Genomic DNA, 20376 nt, shown 5'->3' with positions numbered 1-20376 from the left:
GGCCGAGAACCGAGACCGAGGACCATGCCGAGTGCGGGCAATGCCCGCGGACCATGCGGACACGAGGCCGGTAACGGCGCTGTCACCAACGTCCACCGGCCGCCCGAACGCGGTCGTGCCGCGATGACTACTCGGGTGAAGGCTTGACAGGTCGCCTCCCGGGCCGAGAACCGAGACCGAGGACCATGCCGAGTGCGGGCAATGCCCGCGGACCATGCGGACACGAGGCCGGTAACGGCGCTGTCACCAACGTCCACGGCGCTGTTACCGGGGAATCACGCCCGGGGGCCTACGTTCGGTGCAGGCGCAACACCAGCGGTCACCCACCCGGCCCGTCCGAGGAGGTCGAGATCATGACCACCCCCCACAGGACCTCACCCCGACCCATCCGCGTTCACCGCCCCTCCGGCAGCGAGCCGTACCGCCGCCCCCGCCTGCGCGCGGCACTGGTGCTGACCGGCGCGATCGCGCTGACCGCCACCGGCTGCGCTCGTACGGCGGGGGAGACCGGCGCCGCCACGGCCGCCGGCGACTCGGGCAAGGTGACGGTCGCGTGCGGCGCGACCGAGGAATGGTGCGCGGCGATGTCGGCCGCCTTCACCGCCAAGACGGGGGTGAAGTCCGACTTCGTCCGGTTGTCCAGCGGCGAGGCGCTGGCGCGCATCCAGGCCGGACGGGCCAACACGGAGTTCGACGTGTGGCATGGGGGCCCGTCCGACGCGTACGCCGCCGCGGCCGAGCAGGGCCTGCTGGAGAAGTACGTCTCGCCGAACGCCGCCGCCATCCCCGCCAAGTACAAGGACCCGGCGGGCAACTGGACCGGCGTCTACGTCGGCGTGCTCGGCTTCTGCGACAACACCGAGATCCTCGCCGAGAAGGGCGTGAAGCCGCCGGAGTCGTGGGCGGACCTGGCCGATCCCGCGCTGAGGCAGAACGTCGGCATGGCCCACCCGTCCACCTCGGGCACCGCGTACACCGCGCTGTGGACGCAGGTGGTGCTCAACGGCGGCACCCCGGACGGCGCGCTGACCTACATGCGCCGCCTGCACCCGAACATCCTGCAGTACAGCAAGTCGGGCGCGGCCCCGGCGCAGCAGGCGGCGCGCGGCGAGGTCGGCGTGGGCATCGTGTTCTCTCACGACTGTGTGGCGACGCAGGAGCAGGGCTTCCCGCACCTGAAGGTCACCTTCCCGGCCGAGGGCACCGGCTATGAGGTCGGCGGCGTCGCCGTGATCAAGGGCGCGCACAACCCGGTCAGCGCGAAGAAGTACGTCGACTTCGCCCTCACTCCCGCCGCCCAGGAGATCGGCCCGACGGTCAAGTCCTACCAGGTGCCCACCCATCCGGACGCCAAGCGATCGGACAAGGTCGTCGATCTGTCCACGGTGAAACTCGTCGACTACGACAGCTCCGCCGCAGGCAAGGCCAAGTCGGAGCTGACCAAGCTGTTCGACGCCGAAGTCGCCCGAGCCCCGAAGGCCTGACCTCGATGACCACACCCCCGCCCGTACCCCCGCCCGTACCCCTGACCACACCCCCGGCGGGGGCCCGGCCGGACGGCCCGCGCGAGGCCACGGAGGGGCCGTCCGGCCGGCGACGGCGCAGGCGGCGCGAGCTGAGCGTGCTGCTCGCGGTCGCCGCCTGTGCCGTCCTCGTCCTGGTCGGCAGCGTGTTCCCGATCGGGGCGGTGCTGTCGGCCGCCCTGTCGGGGGAGGCGCTGCCGCGCTACGCGGAGTTCTTCACCTCGCCGGTGGACCTGCGCATCCTGGCGAACACGCTCGTGCTCGGCCTGCTCGTCGGCGCCGCCGGGACCATGATCGGCTTCCTGTTCGCGTTCGTGCAGGCCCGGCTCGACGTGCCCGGCAAGCGGGTGCTGCACGTCATGGCGCTGGTGCCGGTGATCAGCCCGCCGTTCGCGGTGGCCACGGCCACGATCGTGCTGTTCGGGCGGCGCGGCCTGGTGACGCACGACCTGCTCGGCCTCGAATACGACATCTACGGCCTCGACGGCCTGGTGTTCGTGTTGTCGCTGTCGCTGTTCCCGGTCGCGTACCTGGGCCTGCTCGGCATGATGCGCGCCCTGGACCCGGCGATGGAGGAGGCGGCGATGACGATGGGCGCCTCCCGGTGGCGGGTCTTCCGCACGGTGATGCTGCCGCTGCTCGCCCCCGGGATCGCCGCGCCGTTCCTGCTGCTGTTCGTCGAGGCGATCGCCGACCTGGCGAACCCGCTGGTGCTCGGCGGCGACTACACGGTGCTCGCGGGCCGCGCCTACCTCGCCGTCACCGGCGAGTACGACACCACCAGCGCCGCCGTGTACAGCCTGATCCTGCTGGTGCCGTCGCTCGGGGTGTTCCTCGCCCAGCGGTACTGGCTGAGCCGCAAGGTCCGCACCACGATCAGCGGCAAGCCGTCCGGCAGCGTGCACCTGATCACCGGCTGGGCGCGGTGGCCGATCTTCGGTCTCGCCGTGCTCGTGGCCCTGGTGATCGTCATGCTGTACGGGACCGTGGTGGCCGGGGGCGTCACCCGGGTGTTCGGCGTGGACTACACGCTCACGTTCGACCACCTGCACGAGGTGATCCTCGGCGTGGGCCGGGAGGCGCTCGCCGACACCACCACCCTGGCCGTGATCGCCACACCGATCGCCGGGATCTTCGGGATGCTCATCGCCTGGCTCGTGGTGCGGCATCTGGGTCGGCTGGGCGGCTGGCTCGACTTCGCCGGGACGCTGGGCGTGGCCGTGCCCGGCACCGTGCTCGGCATCGGCTACCTGCTCGCCTACCGCCCCGACCGGTACGTCGGGGACGCGCTGGTCCTGCCCGCCCTGGTGGGCGGCGGCGCCGTCGCGGGCGGGGCGATCGCCATCGTGCTGGCGTACATCGTCCGCTCGGTCCCCGCCGGGCTGCGCACCGGCACGGCCGCGCTCTCCCAGGTGCACCGCAGCCTGGAGGAGGCGTCCACGGACCTCGGCGCGGGGCCGCTGCGCACGTTCCGCACGGTCACCCTGCCGCTGATCCGCCCGGCCCTGCTCACCGGCCTCAGCTACAGCTTCGCGCGGTGCATGACGTCGATCTCCACGATCATCCTGCTCGTCACCCCGGGCACGCAGATCATCACCTCGCAGATCCTCAGCGCCGCCGGCACCGGCCGGTACGGCGTCGCCTTCGCCTACTGCACGGTGCTGACCGTGATCGTGCTCGCCGGGTTCGCGCTCATCCGGCTGCTCGTCGGCCGCACCGTCACCCTCAACCGAATCGCCGAAAGGCAGGAACGATGACGGTCATCGGCCTCCCCTCTTCACAGCCCGACGGCGGCGCGGGCGACCCCGCCCGGCAGGCCGACGAGGCCGGCCGCCTCCACCTGGACAACCTGAGCAAGGTCTTCCGGACGCCCGGCGCGGCCGACGTCGTCGCCGTGGACGCGGTCACGCTCGACGTCGCCCCCGGCGAGTTCATCACCCTGCTCGGCCCGTCCGGCTGCGGCAAGACGACCACGCTGCGGATCGTCGCGGGTCTGGAGGAGGCGAGCGGTGGCAGCGTACGGCTCGACGGCCAGGCCATCGACGCGTTGCCGCCGCAGCGCAGGCCGATGGCGATGGTGTTCCAGAACTACGCCCTGTTCCCGCATCTGACGGTGGAGGAGAACATCGCGTACGGCCTGCGGATCCAGCGGCGTGGCAAGGACGAGACCGAGGCCGCCATCCGCATCGCGCTCACCAGCATGAACCTGGTCGGCCTGGAGAAGCGCAGCCCGCACGAGCTGTCCGGCGGCCAGCAGCAGCGGGTCGCGCTCGCCCGCGCGCTCGTCGTGCAGCCCAAGGTGCTGCTGTTCGACGAGCCGCTGTCGAACCTCGACGCCAAGCTGCGCGGGGCGATGCGCGCCGAGATCCGCCGCATCCAGCGCCGCCTCGGCATCACCAGCCTGTACGTCACGCACGACCAGGACGAGGCGATGACGATGTCCGACCGCATCGTGGTGATGAACAAGGGCCGCATCGAGCAGGTGGCCACCCCCGCCGACATCTACTTCCGGCCCGCGACCGTGTTCGTGGCCGACTTCATCGGGCGGGCCAACTTCGTCGAGGTGGTCCCCGAGCGCGTGGACGAGAACGGGGCGACGGTCACCGCGCTCGGCCGTACCATGACCGTCCCCGCGCACCCGGACGTGCGGGCGAACGGCGCCCCGGCCTACCTGATGATGCGGCCGGAGACGCTCTCGCTCGCCCCCGTGCCGCTCGGCGGCGTCGGCTCGGTGCTGCGCGCCACCTTCCACGGGCACAGCGTCGACTACGAGGTGGAGACGAACGCGGGCACGCTCTCGGTGACCGTGCCTGGCCCCGATCCCCGGCAGTTGATCGCCGAGGGGGCGAACGTGACGGTCACGGTCGATCCGGCGCGGGCGTACGTGCTGACCAAGACGTGACGCGGCGGGGGCCGTTCGGGCGACGTGGGTTCGAAGCAATCCGAATCCCATTTGAAATGGGAAACGCCCCCGTCACCGACACAACAGGTGAGAGCGGGGGCGTCTCGATATATATGAAGACCTGGCAGCCGACCTTGTGAGAGTGCGGTAGCCGCGGGATGCCCCCAAACGGTAGCCGTTCCGGCTGAGGTTTGAGAGACGTATGTGAACGTGGTGATAACGATCAGCCATCTGTATCATCACGACCCAGGTGCCTTCGGTGCAACCGTGTGACCCGCCCGGTGCGTCAAAGCTGCACCGGGATGTTGCCGATGCGACTGGAGAAGCGCACGTGAAAACACTGCCGCAGTGGATGAACTCGGAGCCGCTCCCCTCCCCTTGGCCTGACGATCGTTACGAACTGCGGTGTGCGTTGCCGGCGCCGTTCTTCGCGACCAACGACCGCTACCACTTTCCCGCCCATGCCTACGAGGCGATGCGCCGCATCCAGCAGGAGGGCCAGGCCATGGAGATCCAGGTGATCCGGCTTGGCGACGGCGCCGTCCTGTTCGACTTGCTCGCCGGAATTGACATCCCGCTCAGCGAGTGGTGAAGAAGTGATGCAACACAACGTGAGTCACTGACGTCCCTGGTGATGTGGAGCACGCCGCCCAGTTCGATGAGTTCGTCCGGGTTCGAGGCGCGGCCTTATACCGGTACGCCTACGTCCTGACGGGCAACGCGGAGGACGCGGCCGACCTGGTCCAGGAGGCGCTGATGCGCCTCGGGGACGCCTGGCACCGGGTACAGCGGAAGGACGACCCCGAGGGGTACGTCCGGACGTCGATGGCCCGTCTGCACATCAGTTGGTGGCGGAGGCGCCGCAGGGAGCACCTTGCGGAGTCGGTGCCCGAGGCCGGCTACACCGAGTCGGGAGTCGATCGCATCGACGCCGACGTGGGTCTCTGGAAGGAGCTGGCGGAGCTTCCGGCGCGGCAGCGCGCCGTTCTCGTGCTGCGCTACTACGAGGACTTATCCGACGTCGAGATCGCCTCGATCCTGGGGATTTCCACGGGGACCGTGCGCAGCCAGGCGGCACGGGCCCTCGACAAGCTGCGTATCCGACGGGGTGGGGCCGCGTTGCAGGCAGGGAGGGTGTGATGGCGGAGCGAACCGAAGAGCAGTTGGTGCGGGCGCTGAGGGCGGCCGCGGACCTGGCCCCCCAGCCCATCGGCGACCTCACCGTGGGCATCGCCGTGCGCCGCCGCCGACGCCGCCGCCGTCGGATGCAGACCCTGCTGGCCGCCACCGCCGCGGTCGCGGTGATCGGCACCGGCATGACGGTGATGCGTGGCACGTTCCTAGAGCACCGGGGCGGGGCGGACGTCGCGACGGAGGCCAGGGCGTCGCTGACGCCCGCCGCCCCGCCGGTGGCCCCGCAGAGATTCGACCCGGCCGCGGAGGTCTGGCCCGAGGCCGTGTTTCGCATCCCCGCCAAGAGCAGGGACGGGCTGGAGTACCGGCCGCTGATGGCCTTGAGCGCGACCGAGGTGCTGCTCGCCGCGGAGTCGGCGCACGGGGAGTCGGACCGCTTGGAGGTGTACGACTCGTCCACCGAGTCGATCTGGATGCTGACCTCGTTGCCGGGCATGTTCACCAAGTCCTCCGCGCAAGGCTGGGACGCCGACTCCCGGAATATCGTCTGGTACACCACGTACGTGGACGCCGAGGGCACGCCGCTGACCCGGTTCTGGCTGCTGTCCCGCAAGGGAGGCCGGCCCAGCATGGTCTTCTTCCTGCACGGCGAGGACGCGGACAAGGTGGCGAAGCTGGCGGTCGCCGAGGACCGCATCGCCTGGTCCCTGTCGACCGGCGGGGTGTTCACGGCGCCCCTGGAGGGGAGCAAGCGAGCGACCCGGATCCCGGGCTCCGAGGGCCTTTTCCTGCAGCAGTGGCCCTGGGCGAGCGACAAGCCCGACAATTACGCCAACGACCCGGGCGGCAACCAGTCGCTGCTGGTCAATCTCGCGACCGGCGAGCGCCGGTCGGTGCGCGCCGGCGACGCGCAAAGGCTGCGCTGCGGCCCCAACTGGTGCGTGGGCGAGCGCAGCGACGACCAGCGCCGGATGAGCGCGGTCGTGCAGCGTGTCGACGGCGGAGAACGGCAGGAGCTGCCGCTGCTGCGATCCTTCCCGACCCTCGACGGCATCGTCGATGACAGGTTCGCGGTGCTCACCGTGAGCAGCGCCATCGGCTGGAACACGCCGGGAGAGACCACCGAGACCGAGCCGCCGCCCGTCGCGGTCGTCTACGACCGCGTCACCGGGGCGAAGGCCGCCGTCGGCGCGCGAGGCAGGGACGGTGGCGGAAGCTTCGGCCGCGGCACCTCCTCGGCCCCTAGCAACATCGTCTACTGGAACGCCGGGCGCTCCAGCAAGCCGAAGGAGTACGTGGTACTCAACCTCGCCGCCATACGCTGACCGCCGCCGCTCAGGTTTTCCACAGTGCCGACCTGATCGGCAGCGTCGCGAGCACCTGCCAGCCGTGGGCGAACGGACCGACGGTGAGCGTCCCGCCGACCAGGCGTGCGCACTTGCGCATGTGCCGCAGGCCGCCGTGCTCGACCCGGGCCTCGCGCCAGCGGTCCGGCACGGGGTTCTCCACGCGGAGTTCCAGCCGTCGGCCCTCATAGCCGAGGATCACGGCGGCCCGGCCGTCGCCGTGTTTGATCACATTGGCGAGGGCCTCCTTGAGGATCTCGTGCCCCGCGTCACGGACCGGCTGGGGCAGCTCCCGGGCGAACCCGGAGATGTGCAGCCGGACCCCGAGCCCGGCCTCGCGGCAGCAGTCCACCAGCCCCACGAGGTCCTTGCGGGGATATCGGTACTCGGCCCGCAGATGGAGCTCGGCCAGCCGTTCCAATTGATCCAGGCGGTCCCGCCCGACCTCACGCCGGCGGCCGCGAATTCCGTCCCAAATGTCCCCGATCATGCTCTGGACCCCCGTTCGTGACGTCCGGGCCGGATCGGCGCTTCACCCCCGTTTCTTACCTGGGAAATCATCGATCATTCCTGCCGAGCCCAGACTTTGCCTGATGGCGCTCGGCGTTTTCTCGATCGGTGGTTGGCACGGCCATTAATAACGGCCGATCAGCGTGACGCCGCCGCGCTTGACCAGGCGGGCCGCCGGCCCGGCCCAGGTGAGCTGCAGCAGCCGTACGGCGAGCAACCCGGCGACCGCCACCTCCGCGCCGAGCAGCAGCCGCTCCACCAGCCCGATCATCACCTGGTGGCCGGGCAGCGCCACATAGGTGATCGCGGCCAGCCCGAGCCCCTGCGCCAGCGCGAGCCACTCCATCGGCCGGGCCACGCCCTCCCAGCGGGCGTCGGCGCGCAGCAGCGGCACCAGCAGCGCGGTCGCCGCCGCCAGGGTGAGGAACGCCGCCCCCGACAGCGCGCCCGCGACGAACCGCGGCGCGCCGGCCGGCAGGGCGGCCAGCAGGCTGACGGCCGCCGCCCACCCGAGCATCAGCCGCTCGGGCCAGCCGACGATCGGCGCCCCCGCCGCGCGCAGGCCCGCGACCAGCGCCAGCCCGGCCAGCCCGGCCGACGCCAGGGCGATCTCCAGCGACAGGGCGGAGTCCAAGGCCAGCGAGGCCTCGATTGTGCGGTCGAGCCACGCCGTCGTGTCGATCTGGGCCACGGCGTACGCGATCATGGCGATCACGAGGCCGGTGGCGGCGATGAGGGAGTACGCCTTTCGCAGGGGGAGCATGCCACAAGGATCTCCCCGGCACGCCCGCCGAAACATCCGGAGCGATCCCTGAGGGGACCCTGAGCCGACCCTTAGCCCCCTCGGTCAGGGTTCAGGGCTGGTCGAGGTCCCTGGCCTCGGCGTAGCGCTCCCGCAGGCCCGGGGTGAGCTCGCCCTCGTACGTCTCCGCCTCCGCGCCCTCCCAGGCCGGGGGCTCGGACGTGCCCGACAGCAGCCAGGCCGCCTGCCGGGCCGCGCCGTCGGCGACGTACTCGCCGGGCCTGGGCACCAGCACCCGGCAGCCGAACACGGTCGGCGCGATGCGCCGCACCGCCTCCGAGCGGGCCCCGCCGCCGATCAGCAGCACCCGGGAGGCGGACAGGCCCAGCGCGTCGAGCGCGTCGGCGAGGCCGCACAGCATGCCCTCGACGGCGGCCCGCGCCAGGTGCGCCGGGGTCGAGGTGGCCAGGCGCATGCCGCGGATCATGCCGGTGGCGTCCGGCCGGTTCGGGGTGCGCTCGCCCTCGAAGTACGGCACCAGCACCAGGCCGTCGGCCCCCGGCGGGGCCTGCAGCGCCAGGTCGCTGAGCTGCGCCGGGGTCACGCCGAGCACGCGGGCGACCGCGTCGAGCACCCGGGCCGCGTTGAGCGTGCAGGCCAGGGGCAGGAAACGGCCGGTCGCGTCGGCGAACCCGGCCACCATGCCGGTGGGGTCGGCCGACGGGGTGTCGGCGACGGCGAAGGCGGTGCCGGAGGTGCCGATCGAGACTACGACGTCGCCGGGCCGCGCGCCCACGCCCAGGGAGGCGGCCATGTTGTCGCCGGTGCCGGGGCCGAGCAGGGCGCCGCCGCTCGCCGTACCGGCCTGCTCGGCCGGGCCGAGCACGCGCGGCACCGCCGGAGTGGTGCCGAGCGCCAGCTTGAGCAGATCGGAGCGGTAGACGCCGGCGGCGGGCGACCAGTAGCCGGTGCCGGAGGCGTCGCCCCGGTCGGTGGTGAGCGCCTCGATGCCGGGGGAGCCCGCGAGCTTCCAGGTGAGCCAGTCGTGCGGCAGGCACACCGCGCGCACCCGCGCCGCGTTCTCCGGCTCATGCTCGGCGAGCCAGCGCAGCTTGGTCACGGTGAACGAGGCGACCGGCACCGAGTTGACCGCGTCCACCCACGCCTGCGGGCCGCCCAGCTCCGCGATGAGGTCGGTGGCGGCCTTCGCGGAGCGGGTGTCGTTCCACAGCAGGGCGTCGCGCACGACCCGGCCGTCCTCGTCGAGGCAGACCATGCCGTGCTGCTGCGCGCCGACCGAGATCGCGGCGACGTCGTCGAGCCCGCCGGCCTGCGCGGCGGCCTCCTGCAGAGCCGCCCACCAGGCGTCCGGGTGGACCTCGGTGCCGTCCGGGTGCGCGGCCCGGCCCTCGCGGACGAGGGCGCCGGTCTCCGCGTCCCGGACGACGATCTTGCAGCTCTGCGTCGAGGAGTCGACGCCGGCGACGAGGGTCATCTCACTCCGAGCAGATGATCGATGGCGAGCTGGTTGAGGCGCGTGTAATGGTAGCCCCGCGCCGCTGCGGCATCCAGATCGAAGTCGTCGTCGGCCAGGTTCTCGTAGGTCTCGCCGGGAGCGAGCGTCGGCACCGCGAGCTGGTCGGCGCGGGCGGCCCGCAGCGCCTCCTGCACCTCGGGGTCGGCCCGGTACGCCTTCGACTTGGCCTTGAGGATGAGGTAGGTGCGCATGTTCGCCGCGGCCGACGCCCACACGCCGTCGATGTCCTCGGTGCGCAGCGGCTTGTAGTCGAAGTGGCGGGGGCCGTCGTAGCCGCCGTTCTCCAGCAGGTCCACCAGGAAGAAGGCGCTCTTGATGTCGCCGTGGCCGAAGATCAGGTCCTGGTCGAACTTGGGGCCGTGCTGGCCGTTCAGGTCGATGTGGAAGAGCTTGCCGTGCCACAGCGCCTGCGCGATCGCGTGCACGAAGTTGAGGTTGGACATCTGCTCGTGGCCGACCTCGGGGTTGAGGCCCACCAGCTCGGGGTGCTCCAGCTCGTTGATGAAGGCGAGCGCGTGGCCGACGGTCGGCAGCAGGATGTCGCCGCGCGGCTCGTTCGGCTTGGGCTCGAGCGCGAACCGGATGTCGTACCCCTTGTCGATCACATAGGAGGCCAGGACGTCCATGGCCTCCTTGTAACGGGCCAGGGCGTCGCGCACGTCCTTGGCGGCATCGGACTCCGCGCCCTCGCGCCCGCCCCAGCAGACGTACGTTGTGGCGCCGAGCTCGGCGGCGAGGTCGAGGTTGCGCATCACCTTGCGGATCGCGTAGCGGCGGATGTCGCGGTCGTTGCTGGTGAACGCGCCGTCCTTGAACACCGGGTGGGTGAACAGGTTCGTGGTGGCCATCGGCACCTTCATGCCGGTGGCGTCGAGGGCCTCCTTGAAGCGCTCGATCGCCTTGGCCCGGTCGGGCTCGGTGGCGAGCAGGTCGTCGTCGTGGAACGTGACGCCGTAGGCGCCCAGCTCGGCGAGCCGGTGCACGGACTCCACGGGGTCGAGCGGGGGCCGGGTGGCGTCGCCGAAGGGGTCGCGGGCCTGCCAGCCGACGGTCCACAGGCCGAAGGTGAACTTGTCCTCCGGGGTGGGGGTGTATGCGTCCATGCCCTGGCACCTCCATTTAGTCCATGCTATGGACTAAATATGTGTCGTGCATGCTGGAGCGTCAAGGGGTGCGGATGAGTTCGACTCACAAGGCGGTACGGCACGACGTGATGCGGGCCGGGAACCTCGCCGTCGTCCTCGGCGAGATCGACCGGTCCGGGCCGCTGTCGCGGGCCGCGCTCGCCGAGCGCACCGGGCTCACCAAGACGACCGTGTCCAAGCTCGTCGGAGACCTCATCGACGGCGGCATGGTGGTCGAGACCGGCGCGGTCCGAGACGGCGAGCGAGGCAGGCCGGGCGTCGCCGTGCGAATCCACGGCGGCCGGGTCGCCGCCCTCGGCCTTGAGGTCAACATCGACTACCTGGCCGGCTGCGTCGTCGACCTCACCCGCACCGTACGGCTCCGCCGCCGCCTCCCCGCCGACAACCGCACGGCCCCGCCCGCCGAGGTGCTCACCCGGCTCGGCGAACTCGGCACCGCCCTGGTACGCGAGGCCGCCGCCCTCGGCCTCGCCGTCACCGGCGCGCAACTCGCCATCCCGGGCCCGATCGACCCCGCCTCCGCGGTCGTGCACCACGCGCCGAACCTCGGCTGGCGGGACGTGCCCGTCGCCGACCTGCTCGACGTGCCGGTGCCGGTACGCGTGGACAACGAGGCGAACCTCGCCGCCCTCGGCGAACTGTGGTTCGGCGCCGGCACCGCCCTCGGCGACTTCCTGCACGTCTCCGGCGAGATCGGCATCGGCGCCGGTGTGGTGGTCGGCGGCAGGCTGTTCCGCGGCGCGCACGGCTTCGCGGGCGAGTTCGGCCACGTCGTGGTCGTCCCCGACGGCGTCCCGTGCCACTGCGGCGGCCGCGGCTGCCTGGAGCGATACGCCGGCCAAGACGTGCTCCTCGGCGCCGCCCCCGACCTGGCCACGCTGCTCGACCGCCTCGCGACCGGCGACCCCGCGGCCACCGCCGCCTGCCGGAGCGCGGGCGAGGCCCTCGGCGTCGCCCTCACCTCGGCCGTCCACCTCCTCGACCCCGACACGATCGTGCTCGGCGGCGTCTTCGCCCCGCTGTTCGCCTGGCTCTCCAAACCCGTCGCCGACGCCATGGCGAGCCGGCTGCGCCGGATGCGCGGCACCGCAGTCCCGAACTTGATCGCCTCCCAGGTCGGCCCCGACGCCGCGACCCTCGGCGCGGCGGGCTCGGTGATCATGCGGGTCATCGCGGACCCGGCGGCGTTCCTCGCCGAGACGCTTTCCGCGTGAAACCGGGCTTCAGGTAGCCGGATCGTCTCTGATCAGCCCTGGCAATCCTTCGGGCGGCGGGGGCGTCCGGGTGGCGCCTCGCCGCCCGGACGCGCATCGGCCCGCCGTCTCAGATCGCGAAACCCCCTCCCAGGCCCGAAGGGTCGCGTCCGACGCTGATCTGCTCCGCGATGCGGCGGATCTCCGTGTCGTCGAGCCCGGGCACTCCGGAGAGCCGTCTCTGCAACACGCCCATCACCTCGGGCACGGAACGGCCGGCGTGGTCCGCCGCTATCTCGTGCACGGCTCTGAACAGGGCTTGGTTCGCCTGGTGGTGGTCATGGTGCTCCGTGGGGTTGGTCATGGGCATGCCGCCACGGTACGACGTGGGGCCGACAGTTTCGCGGCAGGCACACCGGCCTGCGGTGCCGTACGGGGGCGTGGGAGACCGGTTGAGTCGGCGTACTCCGGCGATTCGGATATCCGCTCTCAGGTGTGACGCACTGCCGGGGCCGGGGCGGAGCTCCGGCATCAAGGCGTCCCCTGCGCCTGATCCGCTCCGACGCCATGCGAGGGCTTGACTTCAAGCCGACTTGAACCATCAGCATGACGGCCATGTCCGAAAAATCCACAGAAACCAGCGCCACCGAGCGCCTCATCCAGGTCTTGGACGCGCTCGACGCCCGCCCCGCCGCCGCAAGGCTGCGCCAACGCTCCTACGACCTGCTCCGCGCCGAGCCCGGCGACCGGGTCATCGACGTCGGCTGCGGCACCGGCCTCGCCGCCGCCGAACTGGCCGCCCGCGGCGTCAAGTCCCTCGGCCTCGACCTCGACGACCGTATGATCGCCGAGGCCCGGCGCCGCCACCCGGACGCGGAGTTCCAGGTGGCCGACGCCCTGCGGCTCCCCTTCGGCGACGGCGAGCTGACCGGCTACCGCGCCGAGCGGGTGCTGCACAACCTCCCCGACATGCCCGCCGCGCTCGCCGAGGCCCGCCGCGTCCTCGCCCCCGACGGCCGCATCGTGCTCCTCGGCCAGGACTGGGACACCTTCATCATCGACTCCGACGACCCCGACCTCACCCGCACGATCCTGCACGCCCGCGCCAACCTGGTCCCCAACCCCCGCTCGGCCCGCCGCTACCGCGCCCTGCTCCTCGACGCGGGCTTCGCCGACGTCGAGGCCGAGGTACACACCGGCGTGTTCACCGACCCCCTGATGCTGCCGCTGATCGCGGGAGTGGCTCAGGCCGTACGGGCGGCGGGGGCCATCACCGAGGAACAGCGGGCGGCCTGGATCGCCGAGCAGACCCACCGCGCGCGGAACGACCGCCTCTTCGTGGCGTTGCCGATGTTCGTGGCGTGGGCCCGGCGGCCCTGAGCGCCGGCCGCGTGGCCTGGCCGTACCCCGGTCTGCCTGATTCGAATGAGCAGGTCGTACCCTACGAGCGTGACGAGCGCGCCTTCCCCCCTTTCCGGTCGAACGCCGCAACCGCTGCTGATTCGCGACGTACGGCTGGGCCCGGGCGGCCCGGCCGCGAACGTGCTCGTCGCCGACGGGCGGATCGCGGCCGTCGGGCCCGAGCTGTCGGCTAGTGAGGCGGGCGAGGTCGTCGAGGGCGCGGGCCGTACCGTGCTGCCCGGGTTCTGGGACGCGCACGTGCACATCGTGCAGTGGGCGAGCGCGCGGCGGCGGGTGAACCTCGCCGGGGCGACGTCGGCGCGGGCCGCCGCCGAGCTCATGGCCGACGCGGCGCGGGAGGGACGCGTCGCGCCGGGGGAGCCGCTGATCGGGTTCGGCTTCCGGGACGGGCTGTGGGCGGATCGGCCCGAGCCCGCGTTGCTGGCCTGGGCGGGCGAGGAGCAGGCGGTGGCGCTGGTCAGCCAGGACCTGCACACGGCGTGGTTCAGCCGGGGCGCGTTGCGGGCGGTCGGGCGCGACGGCCATCCGACGGGGGTGCTGCGCGAGCACGACTGCCTGGACGCGGTGGCGCGGCTGGGTCAGGCGGACGCCGAGACCGTCGACCGGTGGGTCGCGGACGCGTTGCGGGCGGCGGCGGCGCGCGGGGTGGTGGGCATCCTCGACTTCGAGTTCGCCGACAACTGCGCGGACTGGCGGCGGCGGGCCGCGCGGGGGCCGCTCGACGTTCGCGTCCGAAGCGCGATTTATCCGGAATATCTGGATGAGGCGGTGGCGGCGGGGCTGCGCACCGGCGACGTGCTCGCGGACACCGGCGGCCTGGTGGAGGTCGGCCCGCTCAAGCTGTTCGTGGACGGCTCGCTGAACACGCGCACCGCTCTGTGCAACGACCCCTACCCTGGGACCCTGGGGGCCCCGGGGGCGCTGCCGGAGCAGGAGCGTTTCGGCATCCTGCAGACCCCGCCCGACGAACTGGTACGTCTCATGACACGAGCGGCCGAGAACGGCATCGAGCCGGCCGTGCACGCGATCGGCGACCGGGCGAACACCATCGCGCTCGACGCCTTCGACCGGCTCGGCTGCCCCGGCCGCATCGAGCACGCCCAGCTCATCGACCACGCCGACCTGCACCGTTTCGCCCGGCCTGGCCTGATCCTCGGCGTACAGCCGGCCCACGCCACCGACGACCGGGACATCGCCGACCACCATTGGGCGGGCCGTACCGACCGGGCCTACGCCTACGCCGACCTGGCGCGCGCCGGAGCCACCCTGGAGATCGGCTCGGACGCTCCGGTGTCGCCGCTGGACCCCTGGGAGGGCATCGCGGCGGCGGTCCACCGTACCGACGACGACCGCGAGCCGTGGCACCCCGAGCAGGCGATCCCCCTCGACGACGCCCTCGCCGCCGCCGCACGAGGCCGCCGAGGGCTGCGCGTCGGCGACCCGGCCGACCTGGTGATCGTCGATCACGACCCGTCCGGGCTCGCCCCGCACGAACTGCGTGAGATGCCCGTCCACGCCACCCTGGTGGGCGGCCGGTGGACCCATCGCGCCTGAAATCGGAGCCCGTACTCGATCTCGCGAAGGCGACCGCCCGACGCGGGGGAGGACCGCCTGCCGATCAGGCGGTGACGGTGCCGGCGGCGTCGTGCAGGCCCAGCAGTTCGACCGCCTGCTCGCGCATCTCCACCTTGCGGATCTTGCCGGTGACGGTCATCGGGAAGCTCTCGACCAGGTGGACGTAGCGGGGAATCTTGTAGTGGGCGAGCCGGTCGGCGCAGAACTCCCTGACGGCCTCGGCGGTGAGCGGCGTGGCTCCGGGACGCATGACGATCCAGGCCATCAGCTCCTCGCCGTACTTCACGTCCGGGACCCCGATCACCTGGACGTCGGCGATGTCCGGGTGGGTGTACAGATACTCCTCGATCTCGCGCGGGTAGATGTTCTCCCCTCCGCGGATGACCATGTCCTTGATCCGGCCGACGATGTTGACGTAGCCCCCGGAGTCCATGGTGGCCAGGTCGCCGGTGTGCATCCAGCGGGCCGCGTCGATGGCCTCGGCGGTCTTGTCGGGCTCCTCCCAGTAGCCGAGCATGACCGAGTAGCCGCGCGTGCACAGCTCGCCGGGCTCGCCGCGGCGCGCCACCAGGCCGGTGTCCGGATCGACGATCTTGACCTCCAGGTGCGGCATCACCTGCCCCACGGTCTCGGTACGGCGGGCCAGGCCGTCGTCCCGGCGCGTCATCGTGGACACCGGCGAGGTCTCGGTCATGCCATAGCAGATGGCGACCTCGCTCATGCCCATCTCGCCGACCACCCGCTTCATCACCTCGACCGGGCAGGGCGAGCCGGCCATGATGCCGGTGCGCAGCGACGACAGGTCGTACTCCGCGGCCTTCGCCAGCTCGGCGATGAACATCGTCGGCACGCCGTACAGCGAGGTGCAACGCTCCTCCTGCACCGCCCGCAGGGTCGCCTCGGGGTCGAAGCCGGGGGCAGGCAACACGACGCAGGCGCCGTGCGAGGTCGCGGCCAGATTGCCCATGACCATGCCGAAGCAGTGATAGAGCGGCACCGGCAGACACACCCGGTCCGCCTCGGTATAGCCCAGCCCCTCGGCGACGAAGTAGCCGTTGTTGAGGATGTTGTGATGGGAGAGCGTGGCCCCCTTGGGGAAGCCCGTCGTGCCGGACGTGTACTGAATGTTGATCGGATCGTCGAAGGCCAGGGTGGCGGTGCGGTCGCGCAGGGCGGCGGGATCGGCGGCGCGCCCCGCGGCCACGAGCTCATCCCACCCGCGCTCGCCAATGAAGATCACCTGCTCGAAGCCGACCTCGGCGAGCATGCCGCGATAATCGCTGCTCTTGTGCGAGACGGCGCTCACCAGCAGCCGCATCCCGGACTGGCGGAGCACGTAGTCGAGCTCATGGCTGCGGTACGCGGGATTGACATTGACCAGAATGGCGCCGATCTTGGCCGTCGCGTACTGGGTCAGCACCCACTCGGCGCAGTTCGGCGCCCAGATGCCCACCCGATCGCCCTTGGCGATCCCCATGGCCAGCAGCCCAAGGGCCACCTCGTCCACCGCGGCGTCGAACTCGCCGTACGTCCAGCGCCGACCGGTGGCCATGTCCACCAGCGCCTCGCGGTCGCGGAACCGGGCCACGGTACGCTCCAGGTTCGCCCCGATCGTCTCGCCCAGCAGCGGCGTCGCCGAGACGCCGGAGGCGTAGGACAGCGGCATATCAGTCATACCCCGAAGGCTCCGTGAGCGAGGAGCGCCTCCGCCACCCCCGAACGGGGGTAGCCGCGAAACACGCACCGCATGTCATTCTGATGACGTGACGGTAACACCCCCTCCGTCGTTCGCTCCGGATCCGGGGTTCCGCCCGGTGCTGCGCGGCGCGCTGGGCCAGGTCCGACAGGCCACCGGTCTGCCGGTTCTCTTCGCGGGCACGGTCCTCCCCGGCAGCAGAAACGTCCGGCTCACCGAGTTCGCCGGGACCTCCAGCGGCGCGCTGCGCAACCTGCTGATCCGCACCGGGCACGGCCTCGGCGGGCGCGTGCTGCAGACCGCCAAGCCCTGCCGCGTGCACGACTACATCACCGACACGCGCATCAGCCATGAATACGACCGCCCGGTGGGCGTCGAAGGACTGCGGGCGATCGCGGCCGTGCCGCTGATGGCGGGCAAGTCCCTCTCCGGCCTGCTGTACGCCGGCATCCGCGAGCCCCTCCCGCTCGGCAACCGCGTCCTGGACGCGATGACGCACGTCGCCGCACGGCTGGAGGCGGAACTGCGGATGCGCGCCGAACTGGCCCGGCGTACGACCGAGCTGGAAACCGCCGCCATCACCCGCGCGGCCCGCGAAGCCCCGACCGCCCCGGAACTGGAGCACCTCCGCGAGGCCCACGCCGAACTACGCCTGATCGCCCAGGAGATCACCGACCCGGCACTCCGCCAACGCCTCCAAAACCTCTGCGATCGCCTCGCCTCCCCGCCCCGTGACCGCCCCACCCCCGCCAACCCGCTGTCGCCCAGAGAGCTCGACGTGCTGTCCCTGGTCGCCGTCGGCTGCGGCAACGCCGAGGTCGGCCGCCGCCTGGGCCTGAAGCCCGAAACCGTCAAAAGCTACCTGCGCGGCGCGATGCGCAAGCTCGACGCGCACACCCGAATGGAGGCCGTGGTCGCCGCGAGACGCGCCGGCTTCCTTCCATAACAAGCCATGACAAACAGGTCTCCCAAGAGGCCACCCCAGAGACCGCCGTACGGAGGAGGGTCGAAGGTCGGCGTCACCCCCAACACGACCGCTCGGAAGCCCGCAGCAGACTCAGACAGCGACGGAGCCCGGACAAGCCCGACGCGGGCCGACGACCCCCGCCCCTCGATGGCGGTCGTACGACCCGGCGACGGCAGTGGCAACCAGCCGAGGTACCAGTGGCAACTAGCCGAGGAACTCGGCCGGAATCATGTCGTCGGCCGCGAGCGGCGGACCGAGGACGGTCTGACCGTGCTTCTTCCCCGCCACGGCCAGATCCGCAGGAGTGATCGCCCACCCCTCGGGCTTGGGCCGGGACAGGTCCCAGCCGGCCTCCCGGAAGAACTCCTCCATGCCGGCGGGCGTGCTGACGGCCAGCATGTCCGCGGTCGGCGAGGTGATCCGGTACGCGTGCGGCACATCCCGCGGCAGGAAGGCGACCCCGCCTTCGGACAACTCCAACCGCCGGTCACCCGCCCAGAAGATGCCGCTGCCGGACAAAAGAACGACGATTTCGTCCTCGTTGGGGTGAACGTGCACCGGCGACGCGGAACCCCCGGCGGCCGCCGAGCGAAACATCGTCAACCGGCCATCCGTGTGCCGGGCGTCCAACAGGAGCTGCATGATTCCGCCGCCGAGCCACTCCAACCGCTCGTGATCAGCAGCCTGGGCCATGTAGGGGACGGTCACAAAGATTCCCTTCGTCGTGATAAGGCCGCAGATCGCATGCGACCCCAACTCGACCGCCACCGTAACGACGCGGCCCACGCCTCCGACATCCCAGAATTCTGGGATCTTCCCCAAATCACGGCAGGTAGAGTGGCGGCAAATGACGAGCCTCTCGGTCGCACGACGTGAAGCCGCCCGCGACATCATGGCGATCTGCCGCCACGACCTCGATTCAAGGACGTTGCGCGCGAGGATCGCCGCGCGGCTGCGCCGGGCCATCCCGCAGGACGCGTTCTGCTTCGGCGCGATCGACCCCTGGACCCTGCTCGTCACCGACGAACTATCGGAAAACATCCCACCCTCTTGCACCGCCCCCGCAACCCGCAACGAATACCTGATCCCGGACGTCGACAAGTTCTCCGTCCTCGCCCGCTCCGGCCGTACCACCGCGATCCTCAGCCAAAGCACAGGCGGAAACCCGACCGAAAGCCACCGCTTCCGCACCGTGCTACCCCTCATCGACGCACGCCACGAGATGCGCGCCGTCTTCGTGGTGGACGGCAGATGCTGGGGCGGCCTCGCCATGTTCCGCAACGGCCGACATCCCGACTTCACCCATGAAGACGCCGACCTGATACGCGCCGTATCCGTCCCCGTCGCGGCGGCACTCCGCCGAGCCGCATGCCGCCCCGGCGAGACCGCCGGAGTGACCACCGACCCGTAGGGCCCCGGAGTCCTGATCCTGAACGCCAGCGGCGAGATACTAACCGCCAACGCCCCCGCCCGCCGCACCTTGGCCGACCTGTCGCCCTACCGAATGGCACTACACGAGGTCGCGACGGCCGCCCGAGCCGGCCACGGCCCTCGCGCCCACGCCATGGTCCGCTCCCACACCGGCCGCTGGCTATCACTGTGGGGCTCCCTCCTCGACGGCGACGAGGAAGGCAACGTCTCGGTCGTCATCCAACCGGCCCCCGCCTCAGAGATCTCCAAACTACTGATGCTCGCCTACGCCCTAACCCCCCGCGAGCAAGAGGTACTACAGCAGGTAATCGCCGGCACCCCATCCGCCGGAATCGCCGCCGAACTCCACATCTCCCCCAGCACCGTCCAAGACCACCTCAAATCCATCTTCTCCAAGGTCGGCGTACGCAGCCGCGGCCAACTCGTATCCCACGTCCTCGGCGAACACCACCTACCCCACGTCGGCCTCTGAACCGCCCGAACACACCCCTCGTCCCCGTGTGCACATCCGACCCGTCCGCCCGGACCGGGTTGCGACCCCTCGTAGGGGCTAAGAGGACCTAAAGGGAGGGCTACAGGCGTGACCCAATGGCGGTGTTGCGACCCCTCGTAGGGGCGATGAGGACCCGAGGGTCAAGTCCCAGTTCAGGGACTCTTCCGGGGAGACGGTAAGGCCGGTTTTTGCAGTGAACCTCCGGTCGTGCAGGAAACTCCGGAGGTTTGCTGCATTGACTCGTCCACCATCATGCCATCCGGGCGGCGGCTGCGCCCTGCGTAAGTAGGTACCGGACTGGGCAGGCGACAGCGTGGAGGTCTTACGCACCTACGCCAAGTGCCTCGTCGGTCAAGACGGGTTCTCCATGCGCCGGATCAGCGAGACCTTCGCTCGGGGGTGGGAAAGCATATGGAAAGACCAGTCGGATACTCCCGAGCGTGACCGGACACAGCCGGTCATCGCTCGTCTCTCAAACGAGAAAGCCCAGGTCATCATGGGGTGACCTGGGCTTTGTTGGGCGCGGCCGAGAGGATTCGAACCCCTAACCTTCTGATCCGTAGTCAGATGCTCTATCCATTGAGCTACGGCCGCTTGTATTCATCTAGTTGACCTGCGGTTTCTTGGTCGGGACCAAGGTTAGCACGTCCGCAGGTCGCGCTCAGAGCTTATTGCGTCCGGCGGGGGACGGCAAATCGAGGGTTGTGGGGGGTCTGGCGCGGTGGTGAGGGTGCGGGCGGATCTGGGGTGCCGTTGGGGG

At 71.1% G+C, this 20376-nt stretch carries 19 protein-coding genes and 1 tRNA gene; 12 read left to right on the top strand and 8 right to left on the bottom strand.

What is annotated here, in order from left to right:
• Positions 1-353 precede the first annotated feature (353 nt).
• The 6 genes from AB0K60_RS26155 to AB0K60_RS26130 all read left to right on the top strand — a co-directional run bounded on the left by AB0K60_RS26155 (position 354) and on the right by AB0K60_RS26130 (position 6884).
• Complete coding sequence (locus AB0K60_RS26155; protein WP_364060272.1) at positions 354-1484, top strand: ABC transporter substrate-binding protein; 1131 nt, start codon at positions 354-356, stop codon at positions 1482-1484.
• Positions 1485-1489: 5 nt separating this feature from the next.
• Positions 1490-3280: an iron ABC transporter permease gene (locus tag AB0K60_RS26150; protein ID WP_364060269.1), complete on the top strand. Its 1791-nt coding sequence runs from the start codon at positions 1490-1492 to the stop codon at positions 3278-3280.
• Complete coding sequence (locus AB0K60_RS26145) at positions 3277-4425, top strand: ABC transporter ATP-binding protein (protein WP_364060266.1); 1149 nt, start codon at positions 3277-3279, stop codon at positions 4423-4425. Before AB0K60_RS26150 ends, AB0K60_RS26145 begins: the two co-directional genes overlap by 4 nt.
• A gap of 331 nt (positions 4426-4756) precedes the next feature.
• A complete protein-coding gene (locus AB0K60_RS26140) occupies positions 4757-5017 on the top strand; it encodes a hypothetical protein (RefSeq protein WP_364060263.1) in 261 nt (86 codons plus the stop codon).
• Between the two features lie 44 nt (positions 5018-5061).
• Positions 5062-5565, top strand: coding sequence for a SigE family RNA polymerase sigma factor (locus AB0K60_RS26135; protein WP_364060260.1), 504 nt, complete (start codon positions 5062-5064; stop codon positions 5563-5565).
• Positions 5565-6884: a hypothetical protein gene (locus AB0K60_RS26130; RefSeq protein WP_364060257.1), complete on the top strand. Its 1320-nt coding sequence runs from the start codon at positions 5565-5567 to the stop codon at positions 6882-6884. The genes AB0K60_RS26135 and AB0K60_RS26130 overlap by 1 nt, the downstream gene beginning before the upstream one ends.
• Positions 6885-6894: 10 nt before the next feature.
• Here the strand turns inward: AB0K60_RS26130 and AB0K60_RS26125 are convergent, their stop codons facing one another.
• The 4 genes from AB0K60_RS26125 to xylA form a co-directional block, all read right to left on the bottom strand.
• A complete protein-coding gene (locus AB0K60_RS26125) occupies positions 6895-7395 on the bottom strand; it encodes a hypothetical protein (RefSeq protein WP_364060254.1) in 501 nt (166 codons plus the stop codon).
• Positions 7396-7539: 144 nt separating this feature from the next.
• The gene (locus tag AB0K60_RS26120; RefSeq protein ID WP_364060251.1) at positions 7540-8178 is read right to left on the bottom strand and encodes a DUF998 domain-containing protein; all 639 of its coding nucleotides are present in this window, start codon (positions 8176-8178) and stop codon (positions 7540-7542) included.
• A 91-nt stretch (positions 8179-8269) separates the two neighbouring features.
• The gene (gene xylB, locus AB0K60_RS26115; protein ID WP_364060248.1) at positions 8270-9652 is read right to left on the bottom strand and encodes a xylulokinase; all 1383 of its coding nucleotides are present in this window, start codon (positions 9650-9652) and stop codon (positions 8270-8272) included.
• Entirely contained in the window at positions 9649-10797 is a 1149-nt protein-coding gene (gene xylA / locus AB0K60_RS26110) for a xylose isomerase (protein ID WP_364060245.1), read from the bottom strand. Before xylA ends, xylB begins: the two co-directional genes overlap by 4 nt.
• A gap of 74 nt (positions 10798-10871) precedes the next feature.
• On the opposite strand from xylA, the gene AB0K60_RS26105 reads away from it, so the two are divergent.
• Positions 10872-12053 (top strand): ROK family transcriptional regulator, encoded by a 1182-nt coding sequence (locus AB0K60_RS26105; RefSeq protein WP_364060242.1) that lies wholly within the window; start codon positions 10872-10874, stop codon positions 12051-12053.
• Positions 12054-12162: 109 nt separating this feature from the next.
• Here AB0K60_RS26105 and AB0K60_RS26100 read toward each other — a convergent pair whose 3' ends face one another.
• Positions 12163-12402 carry a hypothetical protein gene (locus AB0K60_RS26100; protein ID WP_364060238.1) on the bottom strand — a complete coding sequence of 80 codons (240 nt, stop codon included), beginning with the start codon at positions 12400-12402 and terminating at the stop codon, positions 12163-12165.
• Between the two features lie 245 nt (positions 12403-12647).
• Here AB0K60_RS26100 and AB0K60_RS26095 point away from each other — a divergent pair, with 245 nt between their 5' ends.
• On the top strand, positions 12648-13412 hold the full coding sequence (locus AB0K60_RS26095) for a methyltransferase domain-containing protein (RefSeq protein WP_364060235.1): 765 nt from the start codon (positions 12648-12650) through the stop codon (positions 13410-13412).
• 69 nt (positions 13413-13481) lie between these two features.
• Complete coding sequence (locus AB0K60_RS26090) at positions 13482-15008, top strand: amidohydrolase family protein (protein ID WP_364060232.1); 1527 nt, start codon at positions 13482-13484, stop codon at positions 15006-15008.
• A 64-nt stretch (positions 15009-15072) separates the two neighbouring features.
• On the opposite strand, the gene AB0K60_RS26085 is transcribed toward AB0K60_RS26090, so the two are convergent.
• The gene (locus tag AB0K60_RS26085) at positions 15073-16704 is read right to left on the bottom strand and encodes an AMP-binding protein (RefSeq protein ID WP_364060229.1); all 1632 of its coding nucleotides are present in this window, start codon (positions 16702-16704) and stop codon (positions 15073-15075) included.
• A gap of 88 nt (positions 16705-16792) precedes the next feature.
• On the opposite strand from AB0K60_RS26085, the gene AB0K60_RS26080 reads away from it, so the two are divergent.
• Positions 16793-17671, top strand: a complete 879-nt coding sequence (locus AB0K60_RS26080; RefSeq protein ID WP_364060226.1) for a LuxR C-terminal-related transcriptional regulator — start codon at positions 16793-16795, stop codon at positions 17669-17671.
• A gap of 225 nt (positions 17672-17896) precedes the next feature.
• On the opposite strand, the gene AB0K60_RS26075 is transcribed toward AB0K60_RS26080, so the two are convergent.
• Positions 17897-18400 (bottom strand): cupin domain-containing protein, encoded by a 504-nt coding sequence (locus AB0K60_RS26075; protein ID WP_364060223.1) that lies wholly within the window; start codon positions 18398-18400, stop codon positions 17897-17899.
• A gap of 139 nt (positions 18401-18539) precedes the next feature.
• On the opposite strand from AB0K60_RS26075, the gene AB0K60_RS26070 reads away from it, so the two are divergent.
• Both AB0K60_RS26070 and AB0K60_RS26065 read left to right on the top strand, forming a co-directional pair.
• Entirely contained in the window at positions 18540-19103 is a 564-nt protein-coding gene (locus AB0K60_RS26070; protein WP_364060220.1) for a GAF domain-containing protein, read from the top strand.
• Between the two features lie 93 nt (positions 19104-19196).
• Positions 19197-19595 carry a helix-turn-helix transcriptional regulator gene (locus tag AB0K60_RS26065; RefSeq protein WP_364060217.1) on the top strand — a complete coding sequence of 133 codons (399 nt, stop codon included), beginning with the start codon at positions 19197-19199 and terminating at the stop codon, positions 19593-19595.
• Between the two features lie 542 nt (positions 19596-20137).
• Here the strand turns inward: AB0K60_RS26065 and AB0K60_RS26060 are convergent.
• A tRNA-Arg gene (locus tag AB0K60_RS26060) sits at positions 20138-20210 on the bottom strand.
• Between the last annotated feature and the right edge of the window lie 166 nt (positions 20211-20376).

The organism is Thermopolyspora sp. NPDC052614 (genome assembly GCF_040678635.1).
Taxonomy (GTDB): Bacteria; Actinomycetota; Actinomycetes; order Streptosporangiales; family Streptosporangiaceae; genus Thermopolyspora.
Note: the sequence above shows the minus strand (reverse complement) of the source record. Positions and strands in the feature narration are given on the sequence as shown.